This window comes from Streptomyces sp. NPDC056224, assembly GCF_042267665.1.
GTDB lineage: Bacteria > Actinomycetota > Actinomycetes > Streptomycetales > Streptomycetaceae > Streptomyces.
In genome coordinates this window covers 15,373-39,547 of the sequence record NZ_JBHJTK010000050.1, presented here as the reverse complement: position 1 = coordinate 39,547, position 24,175 = coordinate 15,373, and the positions used below count along the sequence as shown (strand labels likewise).

The 24,175-nt window shown below is 70.6% G+C and carries 23 protein-coding genes and 1 pseudogene; 13 read left to right on the top strand and 11 right to left on the bottom strand.

The features are described 5' to 3' along the window. Nucleotides 1-267: 267 nt before the first annotated feature. A complete protein-coding gene (locus tag ACFCZ1_RS33795) occupies nucleotides 268-1,098 on the top strand; it encodes a polysaccharide deacetylase family protein (RefSeq protein WP_376682099.1) in 831 nt (276 codons plus the stop codon). Nucleotides 1,099-1,332: 234 nt separating this feature from the next. Then, entirely contained in the window at nucleotides 1,333-1,659 is a 327-nt protein-coding gene (locus ACFCZ1_RS33790) for a nuclear transport factor 2 family protein (protein WP_376682098.1), read from the top strand. A 1-nt stretch (nucleotide 1,660) separates the two neighbouring features. Here the strand turns inward: ACFCZ1_RS33790 and ACFCZ1_RS33785 are convergent, their stop codons facing one another. Further along, entirely contained in the window at nucleotides 1,661-2,818 is a 1,158-nt protein-coding gene (locus tag ACFCZ1_RS33785; protein WP_376682097.1) for a serine hydrolase domain-containing protein, read from the bottom strand. A gap of 189 nt (nucleotides 2,819-3,007) precedes the next feature. Here ACFCZ1_RS33785 and ACFCZ1_RS33780 point away from each other — a divergent pair, with 189 nt between their 5' ends. Further along, on the top strand, nucleotides 3,008-3,664 hold the full coding sequence (locus tag ACFCZ1_RS33780; RefSeq protein WP_376682096.1) for a hypothetical protein: 657 nt from the start codon (nucleotides 3,008-3,010) through the stop codon (nucleotides 3,662-3,664). Nucleotides 3,665-3,910: 246 nt separating this feature from the next. On the opposite strand, the gene ACFCZ1_RS33775 is transcribed toward ACFCZ1_RS33780, so the two are convergent. The 3 genes from ACFCZ1_RS33775 to ACFCZ1_RS33765 all read right to left on the bottom strand — a co-directional run bounded on the left by ACFCZ1_RS33775 (nucleotide 3,911) and on the right by ACFCZ1_RS33765 (nucleotide 6,579). Further along, nucleotides 3,911-5,197 (bottom strand): extracellular solute-binding protein, encoded by a 1,287-nt coding sequence (locus ACFCZ1_RS33775; RefSeq protein WP_376682095.1) that lies wholly within the window; start codon nucleotides 5,195-5,197, stop codon nucleotides 3,911-3,913. Between the two features lie 336 nt (nucleotides 5,198-5,533). After that, nucleotides 5,534-6,151, bottom strand: a complete 618-nt coding sequence (locus ACFCZ1_RS33770; RefSeq protein ID WP_376682094.1) for an SMI1/KNR4 family protein — start codon at nucleotides 6,149-6,151, stop codon at nucleotides 5,534-5,536. Nucleotides 6,152-6,210: 59 nt separating this feature from the next. Further along, nucleotides 6,211-6,579, bottom strand: coding sequence for a DUF192 domain-containing protein (locus ACFCZ1_RS33765; RefSeq protein WP_376682093.1), 369 nt, complete (start codon nucleotides 6,577-6,579; stop codon nucleotides 6,211-6,213). A gap of 397 nt (nucleotides 6,580-6,976) precedes the next feature. Here ACFCZ1_RS33765 and ACFCZ1_RS33760 point away from each other — a divergent pair, with 397 nt between their 5' ends. Next, nucleotides 6,977-7,702: a prepilin peptidase gene (locus ACFCZ1_RS33760; protein ID WP_376682092.1), complete on the top strand. Its 726-nt coding sequence runs from the start codon at nucleotides 6,977-6,979 to the stop codon at nucleotides 7,700-7,702. A 142-nt stretch (nucleotides 7,703-7,844) separates the two neighbouring features. On the opposite strand, the gene mgrA is transcribed toward ACFCZ1_RS33760, so the two are convergent. After that, on the bottom strand, nucleotides 7,845-8,882 hold the full coding sequence (mgrA, locus tag ACFCZ1_RS33755) for an L-glyceraldehyde 3-phosphate reductase (protein ID WP_376682091.1): 1,038 nt from the start codon (nucleotides 8,880-8,882) through the stop codon (nucleotides 7,845-7,847). 127 nt (nucleotides 8,883-9,009) lie between these two features. On the opposite strand from mgrA, the gene ACFCZ1_RS33750 reads away from it, so the two are divergent. The 5 genes from ACFCZ1_RS33750 to ACFCZ1_RS33730 all read left to right on the top strand — a co-directional run bounded on the left by ACFCZ1_RS33750 (nucleotide 9,010) and on the right by ACFCZ1_RS33730 (nucleotide 14,703). Beyond that, nucleotides 9,010-9,771 carry an isoprenyl transferase gene (locus tag ACFCZ1_RS33750; RefSeq protein WP_362399049.1) on the top strand — a complete coding sequence of 254 codons (762 nt, stop codon included), beginning with the start codon at nucleotides 9,010-9,012 and terminating at the stop codon, nucleotides 9,769-9,771. Between the two features lie 337 nt (nucleotides 9,772-10,108). Beyond that, nucleotides 10,109-11,425: a PhoH family protein gene (locus tag ACFCZ1_RS33745; RefSeq protein ID WP_376682090.1), complete on the top strand. Its 1,317-nt coding sequence runs from the start codon at nucleotides 10,109-10,111 to the stop codon at nucleotides 11,423-11,425. 423 nt (nucleotides 11,426-11,848) lie between these two features. Continuing rightward, entirely contained in the window at nucleotides 11,849-12,553 is a 705-nt protein-coding gene (locus tag ACFCZ1_RS33740) for a transglycosylase SLT domain-containing protein (RefSeq protein ID WP_376682089.1), read from the top strand. Between the two features lie 138 nt (nucleotides 12,554-12,691). Then, a complete protein-coding gene (locus ACFCZ1_RS33735; protein WP_376682088.1) occupies nucleotides 12,692-14,029 on the top strand; it encodes an AI-2E family transporter in 1,338 nt (445 codons plus the stop codon). Further along, nucleotides 14,026-14,703 (top strand): hypothetical protein, encoded by a 678-nt coding sequence (locus tag ACFCZ1_RS33730; protein WP_376682087.1) that lies wholly within the window; start codon nucleotides 14,026-14,028, stop codon nucleotides 14,701-14,703. The genes ACFCZ1_RS33735 and ACFCZ1_RS33730 overlap by 4 nt, the downstream gene beginning before the upstream one ends. Before the next feature lie 60 nt (nucleotides 14,704-14,763). Here ACFCZ1_RS33730 and ACFCZ1_RS33725 read toward each other — a convergent pair whose 3' ends face one another. Beyond that, nucleotides 14,764-15,303, bottom strand: a complete 540-nt coding sequence (locus tag ACFCZ1_RS33725; protein WP_376682086.1) for an alkyl hydroperoxide reductase — start codon at nucleotides 15,301-15,303, stop codon at nucleotides 14,764-14,766. Nucleotides 15,304-15,306: 3 nt separating this feature from the next. Next, on the bottom strand, nucleotides 15,307-15,861 hold the full coding sequence (locus ACFCZ1_RS33720; protein WP_376682085.1) for a peroxiredoxin: 555 nt from the start codon (nucleotides 15,859-15,861) through the stop codon (nucleotides 15,307-15,309). 135 nt (nucleotides 15,862-15,996) lie between these two features. Here ACFCZ1_RS33720 and ACFCZ1_RS33715 point away from each other — a divergent pair, with 135 nt between their 5' ends. Beyond that, the gene (locus ACFCZ1_RS33715; RefSeq protein ID WP_376682084.1) at nucleotides 15,997-16,944 is read left to right on the top strand and encodes a hydrogen peroxide-inducible genes activator; all 948 of its coding nucleotides are present in this window, start codon (nucleotides 15,997-15,999) and stop codon (nucleotides 16,942-16,944) included. 60 nt (nucleotides 16,945-17,004) lie between these two features. Here ACFCZ1_RS33715 and ACFCZ1_RS33710 read toward each other — a convergent pair whose 3' ends face one another. Further along, entirely contained in the window at nucleotides 17,005-17,856 is an 852-nt protein-coding gene (locus ACFCZ1_RS33710) for a LysR family transcriptional regulator (RefSeq protein ID WP_376682083.1), read from the bottom strand. A 95-nt stretch (nucleotides 17,857-17,951) separates the two neighbouring features. Between ACFCZ1_RS33710 and ACFCZ1_RS33705 the strand changes: the two genes are divergently transcribed. Together ACFCZ1_RS33705 and ACFCZ1_RS33700 are read left to right on the top strand one after the other, a co-directional pair. Beyond that, entirely contained in the window at nucleotides 17,952-18,683 is a 732-nt protein-coding gene (locus ACFCZ1_RS33705; protein WP_376682082.1) for an SDR family NAD(P)-dependent oxidoreductase, read from the top strand. 85 nt (nucleotides 18,684-18,768) lie between these two features. Further along, nucleotides 18,769-18,909: pseudogene (locus ACFCZ1_RS33700) on the top strand (IS982 family transposase); the annotation flags it as partial. A 19-nt stretch (nucleotides 18,910-18,928) separates the two neighbouring features. Here the strand turns inward: ACFCZ1_RS33700 and ACFCZ1_RS33695 are convergent. From ACFCZ1_RS33695 to ACFCZ1_RS33685, 3 genes are all read right to left on the bottom strand, one after another. Further along, complete coding sequence (locus tag ACFCZ1_RS33695; protein WP_376682081.1) at nucleotides 18,929-20,302, bottom strand: serine hydrolase domain-containing protein; 1,374 nt, start codon at nucleotides 20,300-20,302, stop codon at nucleotides 18,929-18,931. A 123-nt stretch (nucleotides 20,303-20,425) separates the two neighbouring features. Then, nucleotides 20,426-20,713 carry a hypothetical protein gene (locus ACFCZ1_RS33690; protein ID WP_376682107.1) on the bottom strand — a complete coding sequence of 96 codons (288 nt, stop codon included), beginning with the start codon at nucleotides 20,711-20,713 and terminating at the stop codon, nucleotides 20,426-20,428. Next, on the bottom strand, nucleotides 20,659-21,576 hold the full coding sequence (locus ACFCZ1_RS33685; RefSeq protein ID WP_376682080.1) for an SPFH domain-containing protein: 918 nt from the start codon (nucleotides 21,574-21,576) through the stop codon (nucleotides 20,659-20,661). Before ACFCZ1_RS33685 ends, ACFCZ1_RS33690 begins: the two co-directional genes overlap by 55 nt. 242 nt (nucleotides 21,577-21,818) lie before the next feature. Between ACFCZ1_RS33685 and ACFCZ1_RS33680 the strand changes: the two genes are divergently transcribed. Then, entirely contained in the window at nucleotides 21,819-24,107 is a 2,289-nt protein-coding gene (locus tag ACFCZ1_RS33680) for a transglycosylase domain-containing protein (RefSeq protein ID WP_376682079.1), read from the top strand. Nucleotides 24,108-24,175: the final 68 nt, after the last annotated feature.

Here is a 24,175-nt window from a genome sequence, read left to right as displayed (position 1 = left end):
TGACACTCGAAGTCGGCGCACGACGGCTCGGCGTACAACGGCCCGGCCCTGGTGGATGAACGGATCCCCCGGGGCCGGGCCTTTCCGCTGCGTGCGTCAACCGCGCCGCCGCTTCGGCCAGTTCAGCAACCGTCGTAACTCCCGCAACTCCGGCATCTGGTGACCAACGCTCTATTACATGGAATTTACCGGCTAATCGGCTGGAACTCCCCGCCGTCGGCGCACGTCCTGATCCACAGAACGCTCACAGGCGGATGGGGAGTGGACATGGGTTTCTTGGCGCGCGTCAACGAGAAGGGCATCCGGGCCCGCGCAGCCGTCGCGGCGTCGGCCGTCGCCGTCGCCGCGACGATCTGGGGAGTGACGACGCTGGTGGAGTCGGGGCACGAGACCCCCGGCTCGAACGTGTCGCGCCAGCCGGACGGCGGCGACGCCGCGGGCGGGCCGCAGCGGCAACCGGAGCGGATACCCGAGGGCATAGCCCACGCGTCGGAGAGCGGCGGGAACGCGGTCAACATCACCATCGACGACGGCCCCGACCCACGGTGGACCCCGAAGGTCCTCGACGTGCTGAAGAAGCACGACGCGAAGGCGACCTTCTGCATGGTCGGCCCGCAGGCCAAGGCCCACCCCGCCCTTGTCAAGAAGGTCGTCGCGGCCGGCCACCGGCTCTGCGACCACACCATGGACCACGACACGGCCATGGACAAGAAGCCCGTGGCCTACCAGGAGCAGCAGATCCTCGACGCGAAGCGGCTGATCGAGGAAGCCGCGGGCGGCGGCGCGAAGGTCGACTACTACCGCGCCCCCGGCGGCGCCTTCACCCCCGACAGCCGCCGCCTGGCCGCCGCGAACGGCATGCGCCCGCTCGGCTGGAACGTCGACACCAAGGACTTCGGCAAGCCGGGGACGGCCGCCATCGTCGACACCGTGAAGCGCGAGATCGGCAACGGCCCGACGGTGCTCTTCCACGACGGGGGCGGCAACCGCACGCAGACCGTCGAGGCGCTCGACCAGGTGCTGGCCTGGCTGGGGGAGCAGGGCCGACCGACCGGCTTCCCGGTCCGCACCGCCCCGGAGACCCCCGACGGGTCCTGACGCGGGTGGGCTGACACGCCGTCCGGCGGCGAACGGGTGAGGGTCGACGACCCGGACCGCCCCGGGGTGTTCCCTGGTCGCGCACGCACGCACGCACGAACGTACGCCCGGCCAGACCGGTCGGCCCGGCCGGTCCCACCAGGCCGGCCAGTCCAACCGGACCGGCCGGTCCAATCAGGCCGGCCGGTCCCACCGGACCGGCCGGTTCGCACCAGCCCCGACCAGGAGGCCCCCGTGACCATCAGCCCCGGCAAACTCTCCGACCCCGCCGTCGGCTCCTTCGTCACCACCGTCAACGCGCACGACAAGGACGCCTTCCTCGCGCTGCTGACCCCCGATGCGACCATGTCCGACGACGGCTCGGACCGCGACCTCCGCGAGTGGATCGACCGCGAGATCTTCGACTCCGGCGGCCACATGGACGTCCAGAAGGAGTCCGACGGCGGCCGCGCCCTCATCGTGGCCTACCGCAACGACACCTGGGGCGAGATGCGCACCGCATGGCGCTTCGACGTCACCCCCGACGGCAAGATCAGCCGCTTCGAGACCGGCCAGGCCTGAATCACAGGCCCCGCGCCACCCCCAGCACCGCCGCCGTCAGGCGCCCGTTCTCCGGCGCCGCCCCGCCCGGGAAGGCGTAACGCCGGCGCGTGTACGCGTAGGCGATGCCCGTGACCGGGTCCGCGAAGCCCTGGGCGCCCGCCGCGCCGCTGTGCCCGAAGGCCTCGGGGCCCACCGCGGGCTGCCGCGCGAAGCCCAGCGCGAAGTGGTCCGCCTCCGCGGTCACCAGGTCCACACCCGGGGTGTGCGGCTTCGCGCACTCCGCCAGGATCTCCGGCTTCAGCAGCGGCGCCCGGCCGTCCACCTCGCCGATGGCCGCCGCGTACATGCCGGCGATACCGCGGGCCGTGCCGGTGCCGCCCACCGAGGCCGGGCCGAGCGCCCGTACCTTCGGGTGGTTGGCGAAGGCGATCAGGTCCATCGGCGTCTCCCGGTGCGCGTTGAAGGCGATGGCCAGCAGCTCCGGCGCCGGCCCGCCGGCGGCCCGCTCCGCCAGCTGCTCCGGCGTCGGCAGCATCTCCAGCACCGGCTTCCACCGGCCCTCCTCGGCGGCGGGCAGCCCCAGGTAGAGGTCGAGGCCGTACGGGGCGCGCACCCGCTCCTCGTACACCTCCTGGATGGTGCGGCCCGTCGCCCGCCGCACCACCTCGCCGGTCAGCGCGCCGATCACGAAGGCGTGGTAGCCGTACGCCGTCCCGGGCTCCCAGTACGGCTTCTGGGCGGCCAGCCGCGCAGCGATCAGCGCGTCGTCCGCCATCTCGTCGTAGTCGAAACCCTCGTCGACGTTGATCAGCCCGGCCTGGTGACTCATCAGCCGGCGCAGCGTCAGCCGCTCCTTGCCGTAACCGGTGAACTCCGGCCAGTACGAGGACACGGGCCGGTCCAGGTCCAGTACGCCGTCCTGTACCAGCAGCGCCACCACCAGGTGGGCCGCGCCCTTCGCGATCGAGTAGACGCCGCTCAGGGTGTCCGCGTCGGTGTCCTCGCCGGCCCACAGGTCCACCACGCGCCGGCCCCGGTGGTGCACCACGAACTGGGCCTCGGGCGAGTGCGGCTGGGCCGCCACCACGGCCGCGAACTCCTCCCGCACCGGCTCCCAGCCGGGCGCCACCGTCCCGTTCACCGGCACGCCCGCCGGCACACTCGTACGTACGCTCATCGGATCCCCCGTAGATCGTCTCGTCGTATCCGACTGTCTGCAACGGGAGTTGATCAGCCGGTATTCCGGCTCCCGGCCCCGGCTCCCGGCTCCGGCTCCCGGCTCCGGGTCCGATGCGTCCGCCTCCCGTACGGGTGAATGCGCGTCCGGCGTCGTTCCGGCCCGCCGCGGGGCCCCGTTGGACCGGGCATGAAGCGCACCCGCATCGCCGCCCTCGCCCTCGTGACCACCGCCGCGGCCCTCGCCCCCGCCCTCGGCCAGGCGGCCACCGCCGCGGAGGGAACGGCGTACCTCCAGGACCCCGCCGGCGGCGAGCAGAGCATGAAGTCGATGTGGACCAAGGACGAGATGCACAAGGTGGAGGGGCAGTTCCGCTTCCACCCCGGGATCATGTACAAGATGGTCACCCGCCCCGGCCACTCCGCAGCCCCGGACCACGAGCGGCGGGTGCCCGACCCGAAGACCCTCGCGTGGCAGCCCTCGTACGAGTTCGCCTGGTCGGTGTCGGACTCGACGCTCGTGAAGAAGGCGATGACGACCAAGGAGGGCACGCACCCGGTCGTCGTGCACGCCGTGCTGCGCACCTCCAAGGGCGCCAAGGCGGGGGAGGTGCGCCGGGAGCTGGCCGGGAAGCCGGCGACGGGGCGGGAGCGGATCGCGGGCGGCGAGCGGATCGCCTGCGACACCGGGGAGTACACGGTGGAGTGGTCGGTGACGCGCTCCGGCTACGGGACGCTCACGGGCACGCTGCGCTGGGACTCCAGCTGTGAGCAGCACCGGACGGCGTTCTCCGCGGACCACGGGAAGCAGGGGCAGGGACCGGGGCGGGGACCGGGGCAGGTGTAGGCGAGGCGCAGGGGCGGCAGGGCCGTCAGAGGTGAGGCCGGCCGCCCTGCGCACCTTGTGGGTGCTCGGTGGGCGACTGGGCCGGCGGCCTTGGATCAAGAGCCGCAATAGGCCATGGTGCCGCATGGGACGGGCTGCGGCACGGGGTGAAGGCCGCGTGTCACGAGCTCCTTCGACGGTTCGCCAGTTCGACGGTCCTGTGGTCCGGTGGTCCGACGGTCAGGTGGTCTGGCGATCCGCTGTCCGTCAGTGCTTCTTGGTGGCCTCGTGCGCCTTGGCTGCGATGTCCTCCAGGACGTCCTTGGCGTCGGCGCCCGGTTCCACCGCACGTCCGATGTTGCGCTTGACGGTGTCGCTGACCGTCACCCAGGACGGGTCGTTCACCGGGTAGAGCTGGGCGCCGTAGAGCGCGGTGAGGAACTGCTGGTCGTTCTTGTCGAGGCCGCCGCCGGACTGGGGGCGCGAGGCGGTGACGGTGGACGGCAGCAGGTGGTAGCGGTTGGCGAAGTCCGACAGGTTCTTGTCCTGGTAGAGGAACTCCAGGAACGTGCCGATCTCCGCACGCTTGCCGTTCTGCCTGAAGGCCATCATCCAGTCGGCCACGCCCACGGTCGGCGGGCTCTCCCCGGAGCCCAGGGTGTCCGAGACCGGCATGGTGACGGCGCCGACGCCGATGCCCCTGGCGCGCGCCTCGTGGAGGAGCGAGGGGTATCCGTTGAGCATGCCGACCTCGCCCTTCAGGAAGGCGGCGAAGGCGTCGGCGCGGTTGAGCCGGGACGGCGGGGTCGGGCCGGTCAGCCCGGGGGCGACCAGCTGCTCCTTGACCCAGCGCCAGGTCTGGATGTTCTGGTCGGAGGCCAGGCTGTAGTTGCCGCTGCTGTCCGCATAGCCGCCGCCGTTGCTCAGCTCCCAGATCATCGCTTCGGCGTGCGCCTCCTCCGGACCCAGGGGCAGGGCGTACGGGAACTTCACGCCCTTGTCCTTGAGCTTGCCGGCCGCGGACTTGAGGTCGGACCAGGTCTTGGGCGGAGTACTGACGCCGGCCTGCCTGAACAGCGCCTCGTTGTAGAAGAGGAGGCGGCTGCTCGCCACGAAGGGCAGGCCGTAGAGGGTGCTGCCGACGGTGCCGGCCTCGGCGAGGGGCTGGAGGAAGTTCGCCTCGGCGCTGACCGAGAGCAGTTCGTCCGCGGGATAGAGCTTGCCCTGGGCGGCGAAGTCCGAGTACGCGCCCATGAGTGCCAAGTCCGGTGCTTTCCCGGCCTTGACCATGCGGGAGACCTCGCGGTCGATGTCGGCCCACGGCAGGAGTTCGACCTCGACCTTGATGCCGGGGTGGGCGGAGGTGAAATCGCCGGTCACCTTGTCCCAGAAAGCCTTCGAGCTGGTGGCCGGAGTATCGCCGTATTCCGCGGCGACGAGGTGCAGCGTGCCGTCGCCACCTGCGGTGTCTCCGGAACCGCCGCATCCGGCCAGAGGTATCAGCAGACCGAGCACGACCGTGGTGGAGGTCGCGCCGAAATTTCTTCGTCGCACGGGTGTATTCCCCTGATTTTCTTTTGGATCCCGTTATTACCTATGAGTTGCTCCGGGCGGGGGTGTCCATCCGTGGCCCGTTGGCCGGAATTCTCTCCTGAGGACGGACGGTTGATTCCATGGGGGCCGCACTTGTGGGCAATGCTCCAACCGGGGCTTTTCCGGCTGGTGTTTTCCGATATGCGGTCAACGCAATGGACGCGCGTAGACACGCCGAAAAGCCCGTTTCCGGTCACGGAACGGGCTCGGCGGGTCTGACGGCGTTCTTTTCGGCCGGGACGTGTCCTGGCGGTCATCCGGCTCCGCACACGATCGGCCGGACAGGTCCCGGACCGGCTAGTCGGCGAACTCGCCCGCGTACGGGTCGGGCTCGCCCGTCTCGGGGTTGCGGCCCTCCTGCCAGCGCCGCTGGGCCTTGCGCCAGTGGACGAAGCTGAGGTGGCCGCCGTCCCAGAAGGTGATGCTGACCGGGCTGACGTCGAACTCGTCGGCGCACAGCCGGTGGAGGAATTCGGCCATGCCGTACGGATACACCGCGAACGAGTCGGCGGTGTGCCGTCCGCACACCAGGACCGGCCACCGGTCCGGGTCGGGGTCGGAGGTGAGCCAGCAGAGGATGTCGGACCCGCCGGTGACGCCCCAGGCGATGATCGACTCCGGGTCCACGTCGAAGGCGGACCGGCCGCCCTCCGCCTCCCAGACCTGGCGTGCGTTGTCGGTCTCCTCGGCCATCTCCGCCGGGTCCCACTGGAGGCCCGGCTTGGGGAGGGGGAGCAGGACGCTGGCCTCGCCGTTGATGGATCCGGCTCCGAAGCGCCCCATGAAGGCCACGAAATCCGCCGGGAACCGGGTACCCCAGGCCGCCTCGGCCGCCTGCCAGTCGATGTCCTCGTCGGCGCCGTGCGTCGCCGGCATGATCTGCTCCAGCGCCTTGATGTGCGCGTTCTCCGTCATGCGGCTCCCCTGACACCCCAGCTCAACCGCCCCAACCTACCGCCGGTGCCGGGCCCCGCCTACTCGCGCGTGAGACGCCCGGGTACGTCCAGGTTCACGGTGGTCCCGATCCGGAGCCCCCACCCGGCCATCGCCCCGGCTTCGGCCTCCAGGACGTGCCGCGACCGGAGCCGGGGCAGCCCGAGGCGTCCGGGGGGCATCGTGACGACGGCGAGCACGTCGAGGTCCCTGCCGAGGTACGCCACGTCGATGGCGAACCGCATCCGGAAGGTGTGCACGCTCGCCGCCGGGGTGAGCAGCATGGCCCCCTCGATCCCGTCCCGCCCGAGCAGCCCCCGCGTCCGGGCCCCGTACGAGGCGGCGACCTCCAGCGGAACCGTCACCGTCCCGACCGTGAGGAGGCCCTCGCCGTCCCGCCAGTTCGCCATGGCGGCAGCCTAAGGGCTCCGCCGGGGCCCGCCCAGGCCCCCGGCACAGCCACGCCCGGGCCCCGCCGCGGCCATGCCGGTTCCCGCCGCGGCCATGCCGGCTCCCGCCCCGGTCGTGCCGGGCCACGCCTCGGCCTGGCCGGCTCCCGCCGCGGCCACGCCGGGCCACGCCCGGGCCCCGCCTCGGTCATGCCTGGCCGTGCCGCGACCGCCTCGGTCATGCCCGGCCACGCCCGGCTCCCGCCTCGGCCATGCCGGGCCATCCGGGAGCGCCCCGGCCTCGCCTCGGCCGTGCCACGTCGGCCTGCCCCCGCCTGCGCCGTGCCGCGACCGTCCCGCCCCCGTCCCGGCCATTCCGGGCTATGCCGCGACCGCCCGCCGGCCCTACCGTCGCCGGATGGGCGTCATCGTGATCGTTCTCGCCGCCGCGTACGGCACCGCCGCGGGGCTGCTCCTGCCGCGCGCCGCCTACCGGCTGTCCGTCGACCCCGGGGAGCCCTGGCGCGAGCGCTGCCCGGAGGGGCACGTGCTGCCCGGCTGGCTCGGTCCTGCCCGCTGCCGGTCCACCGCGCGCCACGCGTACGGCAGGCGCGCCGCCCCCCTCGCCGCCCTCACCGGGGCGGTCTGCGCCGCCCTCGGGGCCGCCGTCGGGGCCCGCCCCGAGGCCGTGGCCTACGTCGGACTCGCCCCGGCGCTCGTGCTGCTCGCCCTCGTCGACCGGGCCGTGCACCGGCTCCCCGACGTGCTGACGCTGCCGCTCGCCGCGGCCGTCGCCGCCGGGCTCGGGTCGGCCGCCCTCCTGCCCCGCGCCGGAGGCGACTGGCGGCACGCGCTGCTCGGCGGCGGCCTGCTCGCCGCCGGGTACCTCGTGCTGTTCCTGATCAACCCCGGCGGGATGGGCTTCGGCGACGTCAAGCTGGCGCTCTCGCTGGGGGTCGCTCTTGGGTGGTACGGGTGGGGGGTATGGGCCGCCGGGGCCTTCCTCGGCCTCCTCTACGGGGCCCTGTACGGCCTGTCCCTCGTGCTGAGCGGCGCCGCGACACGCAAGCAGGGCTTCGCGTTCGGCCCCTTCATGACGGCCGGAGCACTCACCGGAGTGCTGCTGGGCGGTTTCGGAGCGTAATCATCTCGCGGCAATGCACGCATCTCGCTTTACGAAGGGTTATGGTGGAACCCCCCCCTCGGGCCGGTCCGTATCCCCCCCACGGACCGGCCCGTTTTTTGTTTCCCCGCAACCCAGCCGCGCTGCGCGTCAAACGCGCAGGTCAGCCGCGCTGGGCCCAGAGATTGGTGCCGGGGGTGGAGACCGCGAAGGAATCGATCTCCTTCAATTCGGCCTCGGAGAGCGGATCCCCGCCCAGCGCGGCCACGTTCTCCTCCAGCTGCTTCACGCTCGACGCGCCGATCAGCGCCGAGGTCATCCGGTCGTCGCGGAGCACCCACTTCAGCGCCAGCTGCGCCAGCGACTGGCCGCGCCGCGCGGCGATGCCGTTCAGCCCGTTCAGCCTGCGGATCACCTCGTCCGACAGCAGACCCGGATCGAGGGACTTGCCCTGGGTGGCCCGTGAGCCCGCCGGGATCTCCTTCAGGTACTTGCCCGTCAGCAGCCCCTGCGCCAGCGGTGCGAAGGAGATGCAGCCCATACCGGCGTCCTCCAGGGTGTCCAGCAGCCCGTCCTCCTCCGTCCACCGGTTGATCATGGAGTACGAGGGCTGGTGGATCAGCGGACGCACGCCCATCCCGCGAAGGATCCGCACCGCCTCGGCCGTCTGCTCCGCGGTGTACGAGGAGACGCCGACATAGAGCGCCTTGCCCTGCTGGACCGCGGACGCCAGGGCGCCCATGGTCTCCTCCAGCGGGGTCTCCGGGTCGAAGCGGTGCGAGTAGAAGACGTCGACGTAGTCCACGCCCATCCGCTTCAGCGAGGCGTCCAGCGAGCTGAGGAGGTACTTCCGGCTGCCCCACTCGCCGTACGGCCCCGGGTGCATCAGGTAGCCGGCCTTGGTCGACAGGATCAGCTCGTCGCGGTGGGGCGCGAAGTCCTGCGAAAAGATCTTGCCGAAGTTCAGCTCGGCCGAGCCGGGCGGCGGACCGTAGTTGTTCGCCAGGTCGAAGTGGGTGATGCCGAGGTCGAAGGCCCGGCGCAGGATCGCCCGCTGGGACTCCAGGGACTTGTCGTCTCCGAAGTTGTGCCAGAGGCCGAGGGAGACGGCGGGAAGCTTGAGGCCGCTGTGGCCGGTGCGCCGGTACTCCATGGAGTCGTAGCGCGAGGGCTCTGCCCGATAGGGATTGGTATCAGTCACGTTGTCCTCCCTATCACGGAGTTGTGACAGACCGAGTTGGGTACCCCCTCTCGCCGCGCAGTAATGTGGCCGCCTCGGGGGAGACCGCAATTCGCACGGGGGCATTGCACGGAGGGGCTGGAAGATCGTGAAGCTGCGCGACCTGGTGTACAGGCTCTACGCACGCCGGGTGGAAGGCCGCCTCGACCATGACGCGGCGCCCAAGCACATCGGCGTCATCCTGGACGGGAACAGGCGCTGGGCGAAGGCGTCCGGAGGTACGACGGAACAGGGCCACCAGGCCGGAGCCGACAAGATCTCCGAGATGCTGGGCTGGTGCACCGAGACCGACGTCGAGGTCGTCACCCTGTGGATGCTCTCCACGGACAACCTGGACCGGCCGGAGGTCGAGCTCCGCCCGCTGCTCAACATCATCGAGAACACCGTGCGGGGCCTCGCCGCGGACGGCCGCTGGCGCGTCCACCACGTCGGCAACCTCGACATCCTGCCCGCCCGGACGCAGACCGTGCTGAAGGAGGCCGAGCAAGCCACGCACGACGTCGACGGGATACTCGTCAACGTCGCCGTCGGCTACGGCGGCCGTCAGGAGATCGCCGACGCGGTCCGCTCGCTGCTCCTGGAGCACGCGCAGAAGGGCACCTCCTTCGAGGAGCTCGCCGAGATCCTGGACATCGACCACATCGCCGAGCACCTCTACACGCGCGGCCAGCCCGACCCGGACCTCGTGATCCGCACCAGCGGCGAGCAGCGGCTGTCCGGATTCATGCTGTGGCAGAGCGCGCATTCCGAGTACTACTTCTGCGAGGTCTTCTGGCCGGCCTTCCGCAAGGTCGACTTCCTCCGGGCGCTGCGCGACTACGCCGCCCGCCACCGGCGCTACGGCACCTGATCCGCTCCAAGTTCACCCGGAGTGTCCTCCGGCGCCCCCTCGGTCACCGCCGCACCCTCCCTCCCAAGCCTTCACCCAGGATTCACAGAGCGTCCGTCATATGCCATGGCATGGCCTGGCCTGATCTGGGAATACCCCTTTCAGGTCGACGCCCGATCCACGGGTGTCGAATCTCAGCGGACGACATGGGGTCGTCCGCCCGGGAGGCCCTTTGCACCAGGACGCACGTGCGGTTCGCACGGACGAAGTGGGAGGGCCGGAAATCGGCCCCGGCATGGGTGCCGATGACCGGTCCGGTCTTCATGGCCCGACCTCTTCCGAGGGGGTACGTCCTTCCGTGGTGACCAGCACAAAGCGCCGCCTGCCAGACAGGCGGACCTACGTCCTCGACACCAGCGTCCTGCTGGCAGACCCCCACGCGATCACCCGTTTCGACGAGCACGAGGTCGTGCTCCCGATCGTGGTGATCACCGAGCTGGAGGCAAAGAGGCACCATCCCGAACTCGGCTACTTCGCGCGCCAGGCCCTGCGCCTGCTCGACGACTTCCGGGTCCGGTACGGACGCCTCGACGCCCCCATCCCGCTGGGCGATCTCGGCGGCACCCTGCGTGTCGAGCTCAACCACTCCGACCCGGGTGTCCTGCCCGCCGGCTTCCGACTGGGGGACAACGACTCGCGGATCCTCGCGGTCGCCCGCAATCTCCAGGCCGAGGGCTACGACGTCACGGTGGTCTCGAAGGATCTCCCGCTGCGCATCAAGGCCTCCTCCGTGGGCCTGCTGGCCGAGGAGTACCGGGCGGAGCTCGCCATCACGGACGCCGGCTGGACCGGCATGAGCGAACTCGCCCTCTCCGGGGAACAGGTGGACCTCCTCTACTCGGAGGAGCGGCTCTACGTGCCCGAGGCCGCCGAGATGCCCGTGCACACCGGGCTGGTCCTGCAGTCCGAGCGCGGCAAGGCGCTGGGCCGGGTCACGGCCGACGGCAACGTGAAGCTCGTACGGGGCGACCGCGAGGCCTTCGGGCTGCACGGCCGCAGCGCCGAGCAGCGCATCGCCCTGGACCTCCTCCTCGATCCAGAGATCGGGATCATCTCGATGGGCGGCCGGGCCGGTACCGGGAAGTCGGCGCTGGCGCTCTGCGCCGGCCTGGAGGCCGTACTGGAGCGGCGGCAGCACCAGAAGGTGATGGTCTTCCGGCCGCTGTACGCGGTGGGCGGCCAGGACCTCGGCTACCTGCCGGGGGACGCCCACGAGAAGATGAGCCCCTGGGCGCAGGCGGTCTTCGACACCCTCTCCTCGGTCGCCGGGCGCGAGGTCATCGAGGAGGTGCTGAACCGCGGGATGCTGGAGGTCCTGCCGCTCACGCACATCCGCGGCCGCTCGCTGCACGACGCCTTCGTGATCGTGGACGAGGCCCAGTCGCTGGAGCGGAACGTCCTGCTGACCGTTCTGTCCCGAATCGGTGCGAATTCGCGGGTCGTTCTCACCCACGACGTCGCCCAGCGGGACAACCTGCGGGTCGGCCGGTACGACGGAGTCGTCGCCGTGGTCGAGAAGCTGAAGGGGCATCCGCTCTTCGCGCACGTGACGCTGGCCCGCTCCGAGCGTTCCCCGATCGCCGCGCTCGTCACCGAGATGCTCGAATCGCTGTAAGGCGCACAGGGGGCAAAACCCCCATAGCGGGAAGGTGAGTTGACGCCGCCCGGCAAAGGCCCGAGAGCCTAGCCGGGCGGCGTCGCGCTGCACAGCCCTTTTGCCAAAATTGCGGGGACATCCCAGGTGTGACCTTTCCCACGCAACACAGAATTGCCCTGCGGTGTCGAGGTCCGGCAGAGTCTGTTTTCCGTCAGGCCCCGCATACGGCACAGTTGTATCTCCGGTACCACCCGGAAGGTACGCGCAGCACCACAACTCCACAGTCGATCGCCGTATGCCGCCCGGAGTTTCACGTGCAGCCCCCGCGAGGGAGTTGCCCACGGGCCAGCGTCTCCAGTGACCGCAGAACCACGGAGGCCAGTGTCGAGGGGCACTCTCGCGCCCGCGCGGTCACTGCGGACGTTGCTGGAAGGACATCATGTGAGCCGGATCTCGGTCCGGGGGTTCGCAGTGGCTTCGGCCACCGCGGTCACCACCGTCGGCGCAGTCGTTGGCGTTGCCACTGGCGACCCCACGAACGATCTCGAAACGACAGCGTCCGGCGCGACTCTCCTCACTGACATCCCGGTCGGCGACCAGGCGCAGGTCCAGAGCGGGTCCCTGACCCAGCAGGCCGACGCCATCGCCCACGCCGCCGACGCCGACGCCAAGCGCTCGGCCGAGGAGGCGGCCCGCATCCAGGCCGCCGAGGACGCCAAGTCCAAGAAGGCGGAAGCGGAGAAGGCCAAGGCGGAGGCGGACGCCAAGGCCAAGCGGGAACGCGAGGAGAAGGAGCAGATCGCCAGCCGCTCCGCCGCCCGCGACGCCGGTGACTTCGCGGTCCAGAGCTCCTACACGGTCGCGCAGGTCAAGGCCATCGCCCAGCAGATGATCCCGGCCGGCCAGTTCCAGTGCTTCTCGAACATCGTCAACGCGGAATCCACCTGGAACTACAAGGCCGTCAACTCGTCCTCGGGTGCCTACGGTCTGGTCCAGGCGCTCCCGGGTTCGAAGATGTCCTCGGCCGGTGCCGACTGGCGCACCAACCCCGCCACGCAGATCAAGTGGGGCCTGAACTACATGAACGAGCGCTACGGCAGCCCGTGCGGAGCCTGGAGCTTCCACCAGGCCAACGACTGGTACTAGCACCGGGCCGGGGCGGCCGACGGGCAGCCCCGCCGCACCTCGCTCAACTTCCGACAGCCCCGCACCGTCCTACGGTGCGGGGCTCTCGCGTGTACGGTCTTTCGAGGTGTGACCAGTGGGCGGGGGGAAGGGAACGACATGTCGAAGAGGGCAGGCTGGCTCGGCCGGCTCGGGAGCAAGCTGAACCGGATGGAGGCGCGGCTCGACGAACGGCGGGCCGAGGTCGAGGCCGAGAGCAGGGGCGACCTGCCGCTCCCCGCCGGGGCCGACCGGGCGCAGGCCGCTGCCGCGGCGCCGGGATCCGCCGCTCCCGCCGGCGTCGTCCCCGCGGTCCCCGAACGCCCCGACCCGTTGTCGGTGGTCCCCTGGGGCATGCGGGTCGCCGCCGAGGTCAGCTGGCGGCTCCTGCTCCTGGCCGGGATGCTCTGGGTGATGATGAAGGTCATCAGCGAAGTCCGCCTGGTCGTCCTCGCCTTCGCCGCCGCGATGCTGGTCACCGCGCTGCTCCAGCCCTTCGTGGTCCGGCTGCGCCGCCTCGGCCTGCCGCGCGGCCTCGCCACCGCGGTCACCGCGATCCTCGGCTTCGTGGTCATCGGACTGGTCGGCTGGTTCGTGGTCTGGCAGGTGATGGAGAACCTCGACGACCTCTCCGACCGGGTCCGCGACGGAATCAACGAACTGAAACTCTGGGCACTGGACAGTCCGTTCCACGTGACCGAGAAGCAGATCACCGACATCGCGAAGAACCTCAGCGAGACCATCGGAACCAACACCGAGCAGATCACCTCGGCCGGCCTGCAAGGCGTGACGGTGCTCGTCGAGGTCCTGACCGGGATGCTGCTCGCGATGTTCTCGACGCTGTTCCTGCTCTACGACGGCAAGCGCATCTGGACCTGGACGCTCGGCCTCGTCCCGGCCGCCGCCCGGCCCGGAGTGGCGGGAGCGGGCCCGCGCGCCTGGCGCACGCTGACCGCGTACGTGCGCGGCACCGTCCTCGTCGCGCTCATCGACGCCACCTTCATCGGCCTCGGCCTCTACTTCCTCAACGTGCCCATGGCCGTGCCGCTGGCCGTCTTCATCTTCCTGTTCGCCTTCATCCCGCTCGTGGGCGCCGTGGTCTCGGGCGCGCTCGCGGTGGTCGTGGCGCTGGTGACCCAGGGCGTGTTCACCGCGCTGATGGTGGTGATCGTGGTGCTGGCGGTGCAGCAGATCGAGGGTCACGTGCTCCAGCCCTTCATCCTGGGCCGGGCCGTACGGGTGCACCCGCTCGCGGTGGTGCTCGCCGTGGCGGCCGGCGGGATGATCGCGGGCATCGGCGGAGCGGTGGTCGCCGTACCGCTGGTCGCGGTCACCAACACGGTGGTGGGCTACCTGCGGGCGTACTCGCACGAGGAACACCTGCACGACGCGACCTCGGTGGGCCCCGCGCCGCACGGATCGACGGCTCTGGGCCAGGCGGGCACGGAGCAGCGGTGATCGGCGAACCCGAGCTCGACGGGGAATGGGGGCCGGACGCACCGCCCGCCGGGGAGGCGCAGCCGGACGCGTCGCGCGGGCCCGCACGACGGCCCGCGCGGCCGTGGCTGTGGGCACTGGGCGGGGCGCTGCTGGCCTCGCTGGTCTGGGCCGGGACGCTGGCCGGGTCGCAGGATCGATTCAGCGGTGCGCCCAGGATCGCGTACCGGAACGCGGAGAACCTCTGCAAGGAGGCGCCGCTGAGCGCGGTCTCCAGGGCCGCCACGAAGCTCAGCGGGGACGCCCCGCGCCACGGCGAGCACCCCGCGCTGGACTGGTCGTACTGCATGTACAACACGTACCCCGCCGAAGGCAGCATGAGGTACGGGGCCGAGGCGCTGGTCCAGTTGCACAAGAAGACGGACCCCCGCGCGGAGTTCGGCGCCGCTCCCGAGTCCCTGTCCTACATGTGGGACGCGGCCGCGGAGGTGGAGCAGGTGCCCGGGCTCGGCGAGCGGGCACTGATCAGCCGCTCGGGCGTGGGTCACCGGCTCCAAGTGCTGGACGGCGGTGCGGTCTTCACGCTCAAGTTCGACTGGTACGGAGAGCCGGACACGCCCGAACCGGACGATGACGCGATCAAGGCGGCCATGATCGAGGACGTGCGCACGCTGATGGCCGCACTGAAGAGGTGAACGACAGGGGCCCCGCGGCCGGGAACGGCCGCGGGGCCCTGCTCGTCGTACGGGCCGCCGCTACTCGGTGGCGAGGGCGGCCTCGGCGTCGAGGGTGACGGCCACGGCCTGGATCACCGAGGCGATCTTGAAGGCCTCCTGGACGGTCTCCCGGTCGACACCGGCCTTGCGCAGGACCTGCTCGTGCGAGTCGAGGCACTGGCCGCAGCCGTTGATCGCGGAGACCGCGAGCGACCACAGCTCGAAGTCGACCTTCTCCACGCCCGGGTTGCCGATGACGTTCATCCGCAGGCCGGCGCGCAGGGTGCCGTACTCCGGGTCGGAGAGCAGGTGCCGCGTGCGGTAGAAGACGTTGTTCATCGCCATGACCGCCGCGGCGGACTTGGCGGCGGTGTACGCCTCCGCGGACAGGTTCGCCTTCGCCTCGGGCTCCAGCTCACGCAGGACGCGCGGGGAGCGGGCGGCGATCGCGCAGGACAGGACGGTGCCCCACAGCTGCTGCTGCGAGAGCGTGTCCTGGTTGCCGATGACCGAGCCGAGGTTCAGCTTCAGGTCCTTGGCGAAGTCCGGTATGGCGGACTTCAGGGTGTCGAGGGACATCCGTCACTCACCGGCCAGCAGCGCGCCGGCGTCGATGGTGCTGTCGCCCTTGTTCCAGTTGCAGGGGCACAGCTCGTCGGTCTGCAGGGCGTCGAGGACCCGCAGGACCTCCTTGGGGTTACGGCCCACGGAACCGGCGGTCACCATCGAGAACTGGATCTCGTCGTTCGGGTCCACGATGAAGACGGCGCGCATCGGAAGGCCGTCCTGGCCGAGGATGCCGAGGTCGGTGGAGAGCTCGCGCTTGATGTCGGACATCATCGGGAAGGGCAGGTCACGCAGGTCCGCGTGGTCCTTGCGCCAGGCGTGGTGGACGTACTCGGAGTCGAGCGAGAAGCCGAGGATCTGGGCGTCGCGGTCGGCGAACTCCTCGTTCAGCTTGCCGAAGGCGGCGATCTCCGTCGGGCACACGAAGGTGAAGTCGAGAGGCCAGGCGAAGACGACCTTCCACTTGCCCTCGTACGTCTTGTGGTCGATCTGCGCGAACTCGGATCCGGCTTCGAGCGAGACACAAGCGGTGAGGTCGTACGTGGGGAACTGGTCGCCGACAGTGAGCACGTGCTCTCCTTGCAGAATGGAAATTGCCCCTTTTGGGGGTTTTCCGAGAGGGTTGGACGGATCTCACATGCTGACACAGCTGCATTGATTACGGAAATAGCTACTCTTGTGGTGGGTGATCGGAGGTACCTATCAGTGGCTGTGGGTAATAGGGGAGCGAAGCAACCGACCCTCGCTCAGTTGCGGGCGTTCGCGGCCGTCGCCGAGCATCTGCACTTCCGGGACGCCGCCGCGGCCATCGGGATGAGCCAGCCCGCGCTGTCCGGAGCCGTGTCCGCGCTGGAGGAGGCGCTCGGCGTACAGCTGCTGGAGCGCACCACCCGCAAGGTGCTGCTGTCCCCGGCCGGGGAGCGGATCGCGGCGCGGGCGCGAGTGGTGCTCGACGCCATGGGCGGGCTGCTGGAGGAGGCCGAGGCCGTACGGGCCCCCTTCACCGGCGCGCTGCGGCTCGGGGTGATCCCCACCGTGGCCCCGTACCTGCTGCCGACCGTGCTCGGGCTGTTCCACCGGCGCTATCCGCGGATGGACCTCCAGGTGCACGAGGAGCAGACGGCCTCGCTGCTGGAGGGGCTGGCCGGCGGGCGGCTGGACCTGCTGCTGCTCGCGGTGCCGCTCGGTGTCCCCGGGGTCACCGAACTGCCCCTCTTCGACGAGGACTTCGTCCTCCTGGCACCGCGGGAGCATCCGCTGGCCGGACGCAAGGACATCCCGCGCGAGGAACTGCGCGGCCTGCAACTGCTGTTGCTCGACGAGGGGCACTGCCTGCGCGACCAGGCCCTGGACATCTGCCGCGAGGCCGGGCGCACCGACGGGGCGGACGTCACCACGACCGCCGCCGGACTGTCCACCCTCGTACAGCTGGTCGCCGGGGGGTTGGGCGTGACGCTGTTGCCGCGCACCGCGCTGCGGCTGGAGACCGCCCGCAACGACTACCTGGCCACCGGGTACTTCGCCGAACCCGCGCCGTCCCGGCGGATCGCGCTCGCGATGCGTACGGGGACGGCCCGGCAGGAGGAGTTCCGGGCGATCGCGGGAGCCCTGCGCGAAGCGGTGCGCCCGCTGCCGGTGTGGCCCGCCGGCTAGATGAATGAGGCGAAGGTGTGAGTGGTCGAGATGGGTGGAGCCTGGCCGGGCGGGTGGGAGCTACTGGAGACGTGTCGCAGTCCGGATGAGGTCGGCGACGGCCCTGGACCGGCTGTGCGGTGGCCAGGCGATCACGGTGGTGACCGTCGGCGCGTCCAGCACGGGCACGGCGGCGAGGTCACCGTGCAGTTGGGCTCGGCACGACTCCGGTGAGACCGCACAGGCACGGCCGAGCGCGACGAGCTGCAACAACTGTGCGTGGTCGCGGACCTGCGGTCCGGGGCCGGGCGGGTAGGTGCCGTCGGGGTCGGGCCAGCGTGGCAGGGGCAGGCCCGGCAGCCCGGTGATGTCGGCCATGTGCACATGGGCCCGGGCGGTGAGCGGATGCCCGGCCGGCAGGACCACAACCTGACTCTCCGTGCTGAGCTCTTCGGTGTGGAATCCGGCCGTCGAGTCGAACGGCCGGTGCAGCAGCGCCACGTCGGCCCGGCCCTCGCGCAGGAGTCGTTCCTGCTCGGCCGGACCGCACAGGATGACGTCGACGGGGACCGCGCCGGGTTCGGCGGCGTACGCGTCGAGCAGTCTCGCCAGCAGTTCCCTGGACGCGCTGGCCTTCGTGACCAGGACCAGGCCGGGGCGGCCGGTCACGGAAAGGGCGGCGCGGCGGGTCCGACGCTCGGCGGCCTCGACCGCGTCGAGAGCCGCCCGGCCCTCAACCAACAGCACCGAGCCGGCCTCGGTCAGCGTGACAGCGCGACTGGTCCGATCCAACAGCACCGCCCCGAGCCGGCGTTCGAGCCGCTGGATCGCCCGTGACAACGGTGGCTGCGCGATCCCGAGCCGCTGCGCGGCACGCCCGAAATGCAGCTCTTCAGCGACAGCGACGAAATACCGCAGTTCCCGGGTCTCCATCCGGCCACGCTATCCCGGATCAATACCCTGACGGTATCGTTGCGCACCCGATCGGTCTTGGACCCCCGCCGGGGCCCGAAGGCAGCATCGTCCCTATGACTGAACGAACGATCGCGCTGGTCACCGGCGCGAACAAGGGAATCGGCTACGAGATCGCCGTAGGCCTGGGCGCCCTCGGCTGGAGCGTCGGCGTCGGCGCCCGCGACGACCGGCGCCGAAGCGCCGCGGTGGAGAAACTGCGCGCCGCCGGCATCGACGCGTTCGCCGTACCGCTGGACGTGACCGACGACGCGAGCGCGACCGCCGCCGCACGGCTGATCGACGAACGGGCCGGACGCCTCGACGTGCTCGTCAACAACGCCGCCATCGCAGGCGACATGCCACAGGAGCCCACCCGGATCGACCCCGCCACCATCCACACGGTCGTGGACACCAACGTGATCGGCGTCATCCGCGTCACCAACGCGATGCTGCCGCTGCTGCGCCGCTCCGCCGCACCACGGATCGTGAACATGTCCAGCAGCGTCGGCTCCCTCACCCGGCAGTCAGGACCCGCCGCCGAGCAGACGACAGGTCCGGTGTCCGCGGCGTACGCGCCGTCGAAGACGTTCCTGAACGCCGTCACCCTCCAATACGCCCGGGAGCTGAGCGGCACGAACATCCTGATCAACACCGGCTGCCCGGGCTACGTCGCCACCGACCTCAACGGCTTCCGCGGCGTGCGCACCCCCGAACAGGGCGCGGCGATCGCCATCAAACTCGCGACCCTGCCCGACGACGGCCCCACCGGACGGTTCTTCGACGACGCCGGCGCAGTGCCCTGGTGATGTGCACCGCGGCCATCCCCGCCAGGCTGATGCCGCCGCGCCCACGCATCTCGAACAGATCCGTGATGGCCGTCCCTGCTCTTGGCTGGTCACCCTCGCGGTGATGCAGGCCCTGCTCGGCTTCACCTCCGAACGCCGCTGGACCCGCCACGCCCAGGCCCACCTGCGGCACCTGTTCCCCTACCTGCCCGGACAGTCCGGCTACAACCGGCGCCTGCGCAAGGCCACCATCTAGCGGACGGGGCTCAGGCGGTGGGGAGGTCGAGCCCGGCGTAGATCTGGTTGAGGACGGTGGGCAGCAGGGCCTGGGCCGTGGTGCGGCCGTCGGGGGACAGGGTCAGGTTCGTCCAGACCACGAGGGTGACGTCGTTGTCCGGGTCGTGGCCGATGAAGGAGTTGAAGCCCGGGAGTTCACCCCCGTGGTAGTACATCGCGGCGCCCGGGCCGAAGCGCTGGTAGGCGATGCCGTAGCCGTACTTCTGGCCGTCCGGGGCCGCCGGATCCTCGGCCTGCGGGCTGCGGAGCCACTGCTGCTGGGACGCGGCGTTCAGGACCCTGCCCGTCACCAGCGCCTTGATCCATGTGGCCAGGTCGTCCGCGGTGGAGACGACTCCTCCGGGGGCCGTGGCGTAGGAGGGGTTCTGGTGGGTGTAGTCGAGGGGCTGGAGCTTCCCCGTCCGCGCCGCCTCGCTCATCGCGGCGGGGTAGGGCTGGTCTATCAGGGCGTACGCCGTTTTGCCGTACATGTAGCCGTGCGAGTAGGGCTGGGGGAGCGACCGGTCGTGGATGCCCGGGAGCGAGGTCCCCTTCAACCCGAGCGGGGTGAACAGCCGGTCCTGCAACTGCCGGGCCAGGGGCCGGCCGCCGGCCTTCTCGGCGACCAGGCCCAGCAGGGCGTAGTTGGTGTTGCTGTACTCGTAGGACGCGTCGGGCGCGAAGTTCGGCGGGCGGCGGAACGCGAGGGCCAGGACGTCCTGGGGGGTGTAGGCCTTCGCGGGGTCGGCGTCCAGGGCTGCCGAGAGTTCGGGGGCCATGGTGTAGTTGTAGAGCCCGCTGCGCATCTTCAGCAGGTCGGCGATGGTGATGTGCCCGCCGCCCGGCACCCCCGCGACGTACGCGGACACCGGATCGCTCAGCCGGAGCTTGCCGTCCTGGGCGAGCAGGGTGATCAGCGCCGCCGTCATGGTCTTCGTGTTGGAGGCGATCCGGAAGTGGTCGCCACTGTCCGGCGGTGCGGCCGTGCCGCGTTCCGTCGTGCCGACGATCGCGCGGAAGGTCCCCTGCGGGGTGCGGAGCAGGACCACCGCGCCGGGCACCATGAGCTTCTTCGCCGCGCGGTCCACGGCGGCCTGGAAGGCGGCCGGATCGATCGGCTTCAGGGCGGGTGGAACGGGGGTCGCGCTCGCCGCGGGCGGGCGCGACGGATCATCGAGCGCCAGGGCCGTCGCGCCGGGCGGCAGGGCGCCGCCCGCGATCAGGACGGCCACGCACACCGCCCGCAGGGCCGTGCGGTGGGCGCGGCGCGGGGTTCCGGCGCGGACTGATCCGCGGAGGAGTTCGCGGACCCCTCTCCGGCGCGGTCCGTTCGAGGTGCTCTCAACCGTTCGGGAGGTCCTCATGCCACCATTTTGGGCGGAAACGCCATGTTCGGCAGGTCCGGGGTACCTCCGGCCGGCCGGAGGTACCCGACAGGGGTGTGCCGGCCGGTTCGGCCGACCCGGCCGGTCGGCCCGGAGGGCGGGTCAGGAGTCGGGCGAGGTGCGGGGGCGGCCCCGCGGCGGGATCGGGGCGGCCCCGCCCGGCAGGCGACCGGAGTCGGCCAGGGCGCGGCGCAGCAGGAACTCGATCTGCGCGTTCGCGCTGCGCAGCTCCTCGCCCGCCCAGCGGGCCAGCGCGTCGTACACCTGCGGGTCGAGCCGCAGCAGCACCTGTTTGCGCGGCTGCCGGCCCGCCCGGCCGCCTTCCCCGGACGAGGTCACTGGTACAGGGTGCCCGTGTTGAGCACCGGCTGCGCGGCGCGGTCCCCGCAGAGGACCACCATCAGGTTCGAGACCATGGCGGCCTTGCGCTCCGGGTCCAGGTCCACGATCTCCTCCTCCTGCAGACGGGTCAGAGCCAGTTCGACCATGCCCACCGCGCCCTCGACGATCTGCTTGCGGGCCGCCACGACCGCGCCCGCCTGCTGGCGCTGGAGCATCGCGGAGGCGATCTCCGGAGCGTACGCGAGATGCGTGAAGCGCGACTCGATGATGTGCACCCCGGCCGCCTCGACCCGCGCGTGCAGTTCGACGGCCAGCTTCTCGGTGATCTCCTCGGCGTTCCCGCGGAGCGAGAGGCCGCCCTCCTCGTGCGCGTCGTACGGGTACTCGATCGCGATGTGCCGGACCGCCGCCTCGGTCTGGGTCTCGACGAACTCGGTGAAGTCGTCGACCTCGAAGGTGGCCCGCGCCGTGTCCTCGACCCGCCACACCACGACGGCCGCCAGCTCGATGGGGTTGCCGTAGGCGTCGTTGACCTTCAGGACGGCCGTTTCGTGGTTGCGCACCCGGGTGGAGATCTTCTCGCGCGAGGTCAGCGGGTTGACCCAGCGCAGTCCGTCCGCGCGGATGGTGCCCCGGTAGCGGCCGAACAGCTGGACCACCCGGGCCTCGCCCGGCGCGACCGTGTTGAGCCCGCTCATCGCGATGAGGGCGGCGACGACCAGCAGGACGCCGGCGGCTATCAGGGAGGCCTTGGCGGCGACGGCCGTCAGTACCGCGCCGGTCGCGATCAGGCCCGCGCCCGCCGCGACGCCGGCCAGACCGAGCAGCAGCGCGAGGCCGCCGCCCACGCTGCGCGCGGTGAACTCGCGCACCCCGGCCGGTGCGCCCTCGGTGCCCGTCGCATTGATCATGATCTGTCCCCGTTCCTGTGGTCGCGGCCGGTCCAGCCGCCTAGCAAAGTGATATCACTTTTCTTTCCGGTTCGCACGGGCGGCAACCCTCGGGCTCTGATGTGCGTCGGTTCCATTGGTGTGGGTGCTGATTCTCACGTCCGAATTGACCGATATTGGCCTTGGTTGGTCAACCTTTGTCACAGCCTGCGGTGTTAGTTTTCTGAGCTGACGTCGGGGGGTTATCGAGCGGAGCGGGAGCGATGGGCCGAGCAGAGGCGCGTAAGGCACAGCAGCAGCGCGGTGCGCGGCGTACGCCGGGCGGACGCGCGAAGGGGGCCACGGGCAAGGGGGCCAGCGGCAAACGCTCCGGCATACGCCGCTTCTTCACCTGGAAGAAGATCCTCGGGACGTTCCTCGGGCTGATCCTGCTGCTGATGGCCACGGCGGTCATCCTCTACTTCTCGGTGAACGAACCCACCGACCCGAACAAGCAGGCCACGCTCCAGAGCAACACCTACCGGTACTCCGACGGCTCGGTCATGGCCCGTACCGGTGAGATGAACCGCGAGATCGTGCCGATCAACAAGATCCCCGAGGAAGTCCAGACCGCGTTCATCGCCATCGAGAACAAGTCCTTCTACGAGGACCGCGGCATCGACGTGGTGGGCGTGGCCCGGGGCCTGTTCAACACGGTCCGGGGCAAGGGCACGGCCGGCGGCTCGACGATCACTCAGCAGTACGTCAAGAACTACTACCTGACGCAGGACCAGTCGCCGACGCGCAAGATCCGGGAGCTCGTGATCTCCCTCAAGGTCGACCAGCGCATGAAGAAGCCCGAGATCCTCGCCGGCTACCTGAACACCAACTTCTACGGCCGCAACGCCTACGGCATCCAGGCCGCGGCCCAGGCCTTCTACGGCGTCGACGCCGAGAAGCTGACCCTGGAGCAGGGCGCGTACCTCGCCGCCGTCATCCAGGCCCCCAGCCAGTACGACCTGGCGACCGCCGGCCCGAACGGCACCAGGCTGGTCAACATCCGCTTCAACGCAGTCCTCGACAACATGGTCGAGATGGGCAAGCTGGACGCGGCCAAGCGCAAGACCATGACCCTTCCGCCGCCCATCAAGCCCAAGCCCCGCCCGGGCATGGACGGGCAGAAGGGCTACCTGGTCCAGGCCGCCAACGACGAGATGAACAAGCAGGGCATCACCGACGCCCAGATCACGGCCGGCGGCTGGAACGTCACGCTCAACGTCGACAAGGCGAAGCAGGCGGCGCTGGAGAAGGCGGTCCTGGACGAGCTGGAGTCCAAGCTCGACCGCAAGGACACCAAGGGCAAGCCCCAGGACCAGAGCGTCCAGGCCGGCGCGACCTCCGTGGACGCCAAGACCGGCGCGATCGTCGCCATGTACGGCGGCCAGGGCCTGGAGGAGAAGTCCGAGAGCAACGCCCTGCGCACCGACTACCAGCCGGGCTCGACCTTCAAGCCCATCGTGCTCGCCTCCGCCCTGGAGAACAACGCCACCACCCAGGACGGCAAGCCGATCACCCCGAACACGCTCTACGACGGCACGAGCAAGCGTCAGGTCATCGGCAGCAAGATCCCGTTCAACCCGCAGAACCAGGACAACCGGAACTTCGGCGACCCGATGATCACGGTCCAGGACGCGACCAACTATTCGGTGAACTCCGTCTACGCCCAGATGATCGTTGACGTCAAGCCGCCCGCCGTGAAGAAGACGGCCCTGGAACTCGGCATGAAGGACCGCGAGGGCTGGCCCGAGGACAAGCCGGCCATGGCGCTGGGCACCATGAGCGCCAACACCGTGGAAATGGCGGGCGTTTACGCCACGCTCGACAACCACGGCAAGAAGGTCACGCCGACCATCATCAAGAAGGCCGGGCACAAGGACCGCGATTTCGTTCCCGAGCAGGCCATCGGCAGCCAGGCCATCAGCCGCAAGACCGCCGACACCGTCACCAAGGTGCTCACCGGCGTGGTCAACGACGAAGGCGGCTCCGGCAACAAGGTCCGCAGCAGCGCCTACGAGGCCGCGGGCAAGACCGGCACCACCGAGTCCAACGTGGCGGGCTGGTTCACCGGTTACACGCCGGAGCTGGTCACCGTCGTAGCGATGTTCGGCGAGGACCCCACCAGCCACAGCCAGGTCACCCTGACCGGCACCGCCGGCCTGGGGCGCGCGGGCGGTTCCAGCTTCCCGGCCTCGATCTGGAGGGCCTACACCCTCGCCGTGCTCAAGGGCGAGGACACCGACAAGTTCGACCTGAAGGAGGCGGAGATGGGCGTCCCGCAGGCGCCGTCCCGCAGCGCCTCCCCGTCGGCCACCGCGAGCCCGTCCTCCAGCTCCCCGGCCGCCACCAGCAGCGCGCCGCAGTCCCCGGACCCGACGAAGAGCGCCACCAAGTCGCCGGACCCGACCGGCACTCCGACGAAGTCGGCCACCCCGACGCCGACCCCGACGCCGACGGCGACCAAGACCGGCGGCCCGAAGCCGCCGGACCCGCTGTTCCCGGAGTCCCACCAGTGACGGACTGACGCGACGGACAGAAAAACAGACACCGCCGCCCCGCAGCGTGATCGCTGCGGGGCGGCGGT

Bases quoted from the DNA above. Each gene is read 5' to 3' on its own strand.
- ACFCZ1_RS33795 (WP_376682099.1), top strand. From the start codon at position 268: ATGGGTTTCTTGGCGCGCGTCAACGAGAAGGGCATCCGGGCCCGCGCA.
- ACFCZ1_RS33785 (WP_376682097.1), bottom strand. From the start codon at position 2,818: ATGAGCGTACGTACGAGTGTGCCGGCGGGCGTGCCGGTGAACGGGACG.
- ACFCZ1_RS33680 (WP_376682079.1), top strand. From the start codon at position 21,819: ATGGGCCGAGCAGAGGCGCGTAAGGCACAGCAGCAGCGCGGTGCGCGG.
- ACFCZ1_RS33770 (WP_376682094.1), bottom strand. From the start codon at position 6,151: ATGACGGAGAACGCGCACATCAAGGCGCTGGAGCAGATCATGCCGGCG.
- ACFCZ1_RS33695 (WP_376682081.1), bottom strand. From the start codon at position 20,302: ATGAGGACCTCCCGAACGGTTGAGAGCACCTCGAACGGACCGCGCCGG.
- ACFCZ1_RS33735 (WP_376682088.1), top strand. From the start codon at position 12,692: ATGTCGAAGAGGGCAGGCTGGCTCGGCCGGCTCGGGAGCAAGCTGAAC.
- ACFCZ1_RS33760 (WP_376682092.1), top strand. From the start codon at position 6,977: ATGGGCGTCATCGTGATCGTTCTCGCCGCCGCGTACGGCACCGCCGCG.
- ACFCZ1_RS33705 (WP_376682082.1), top strand. From the start codon at position 17,952: ATGACTGAACGAACGATCGCGCTGGTCACCGGCGCGAACAAGGGAATC.
- ACFCZ1_RS33710 (WP_376682083.1), bottom strand. From the start codon at position 17,856: ATGGAGACCCGGGAACTGCGGTATTTCGTCGCTGTCGCTGAAGAGCTG.
- ACFCZ1_RS33725 (WP_376682086.1), bottom strand. From the start codon at position 15,303: ATGTCCCTCGACACCCTGAAGTCCGCCATACCGGACTTCGCCAAGGAC.
- ACFCZ1_RS33765 (WP_376682093.1), bottom strand. From the start codon at position 6,579: ATGGCGAACTGGCGGGACGGCGAGGGCCTCCTCACGGTCGGGACGGTG.
- ACFCZ1_RS33780 (WP_376682096.1), top strand. From the start codon at position 3,008: ATGAAGCGCACCCGCATCGCCGCCCTCGCCCTCGTGACCACCGCCGCG.
- ACFCZ1_RS33685 (WP_376682080.1), bottom strand. From the start codon at position 21,576: ATGATCAATGCGACGGGCACCGAGGGCGCACCGGCCGGGGTGCGCGAG.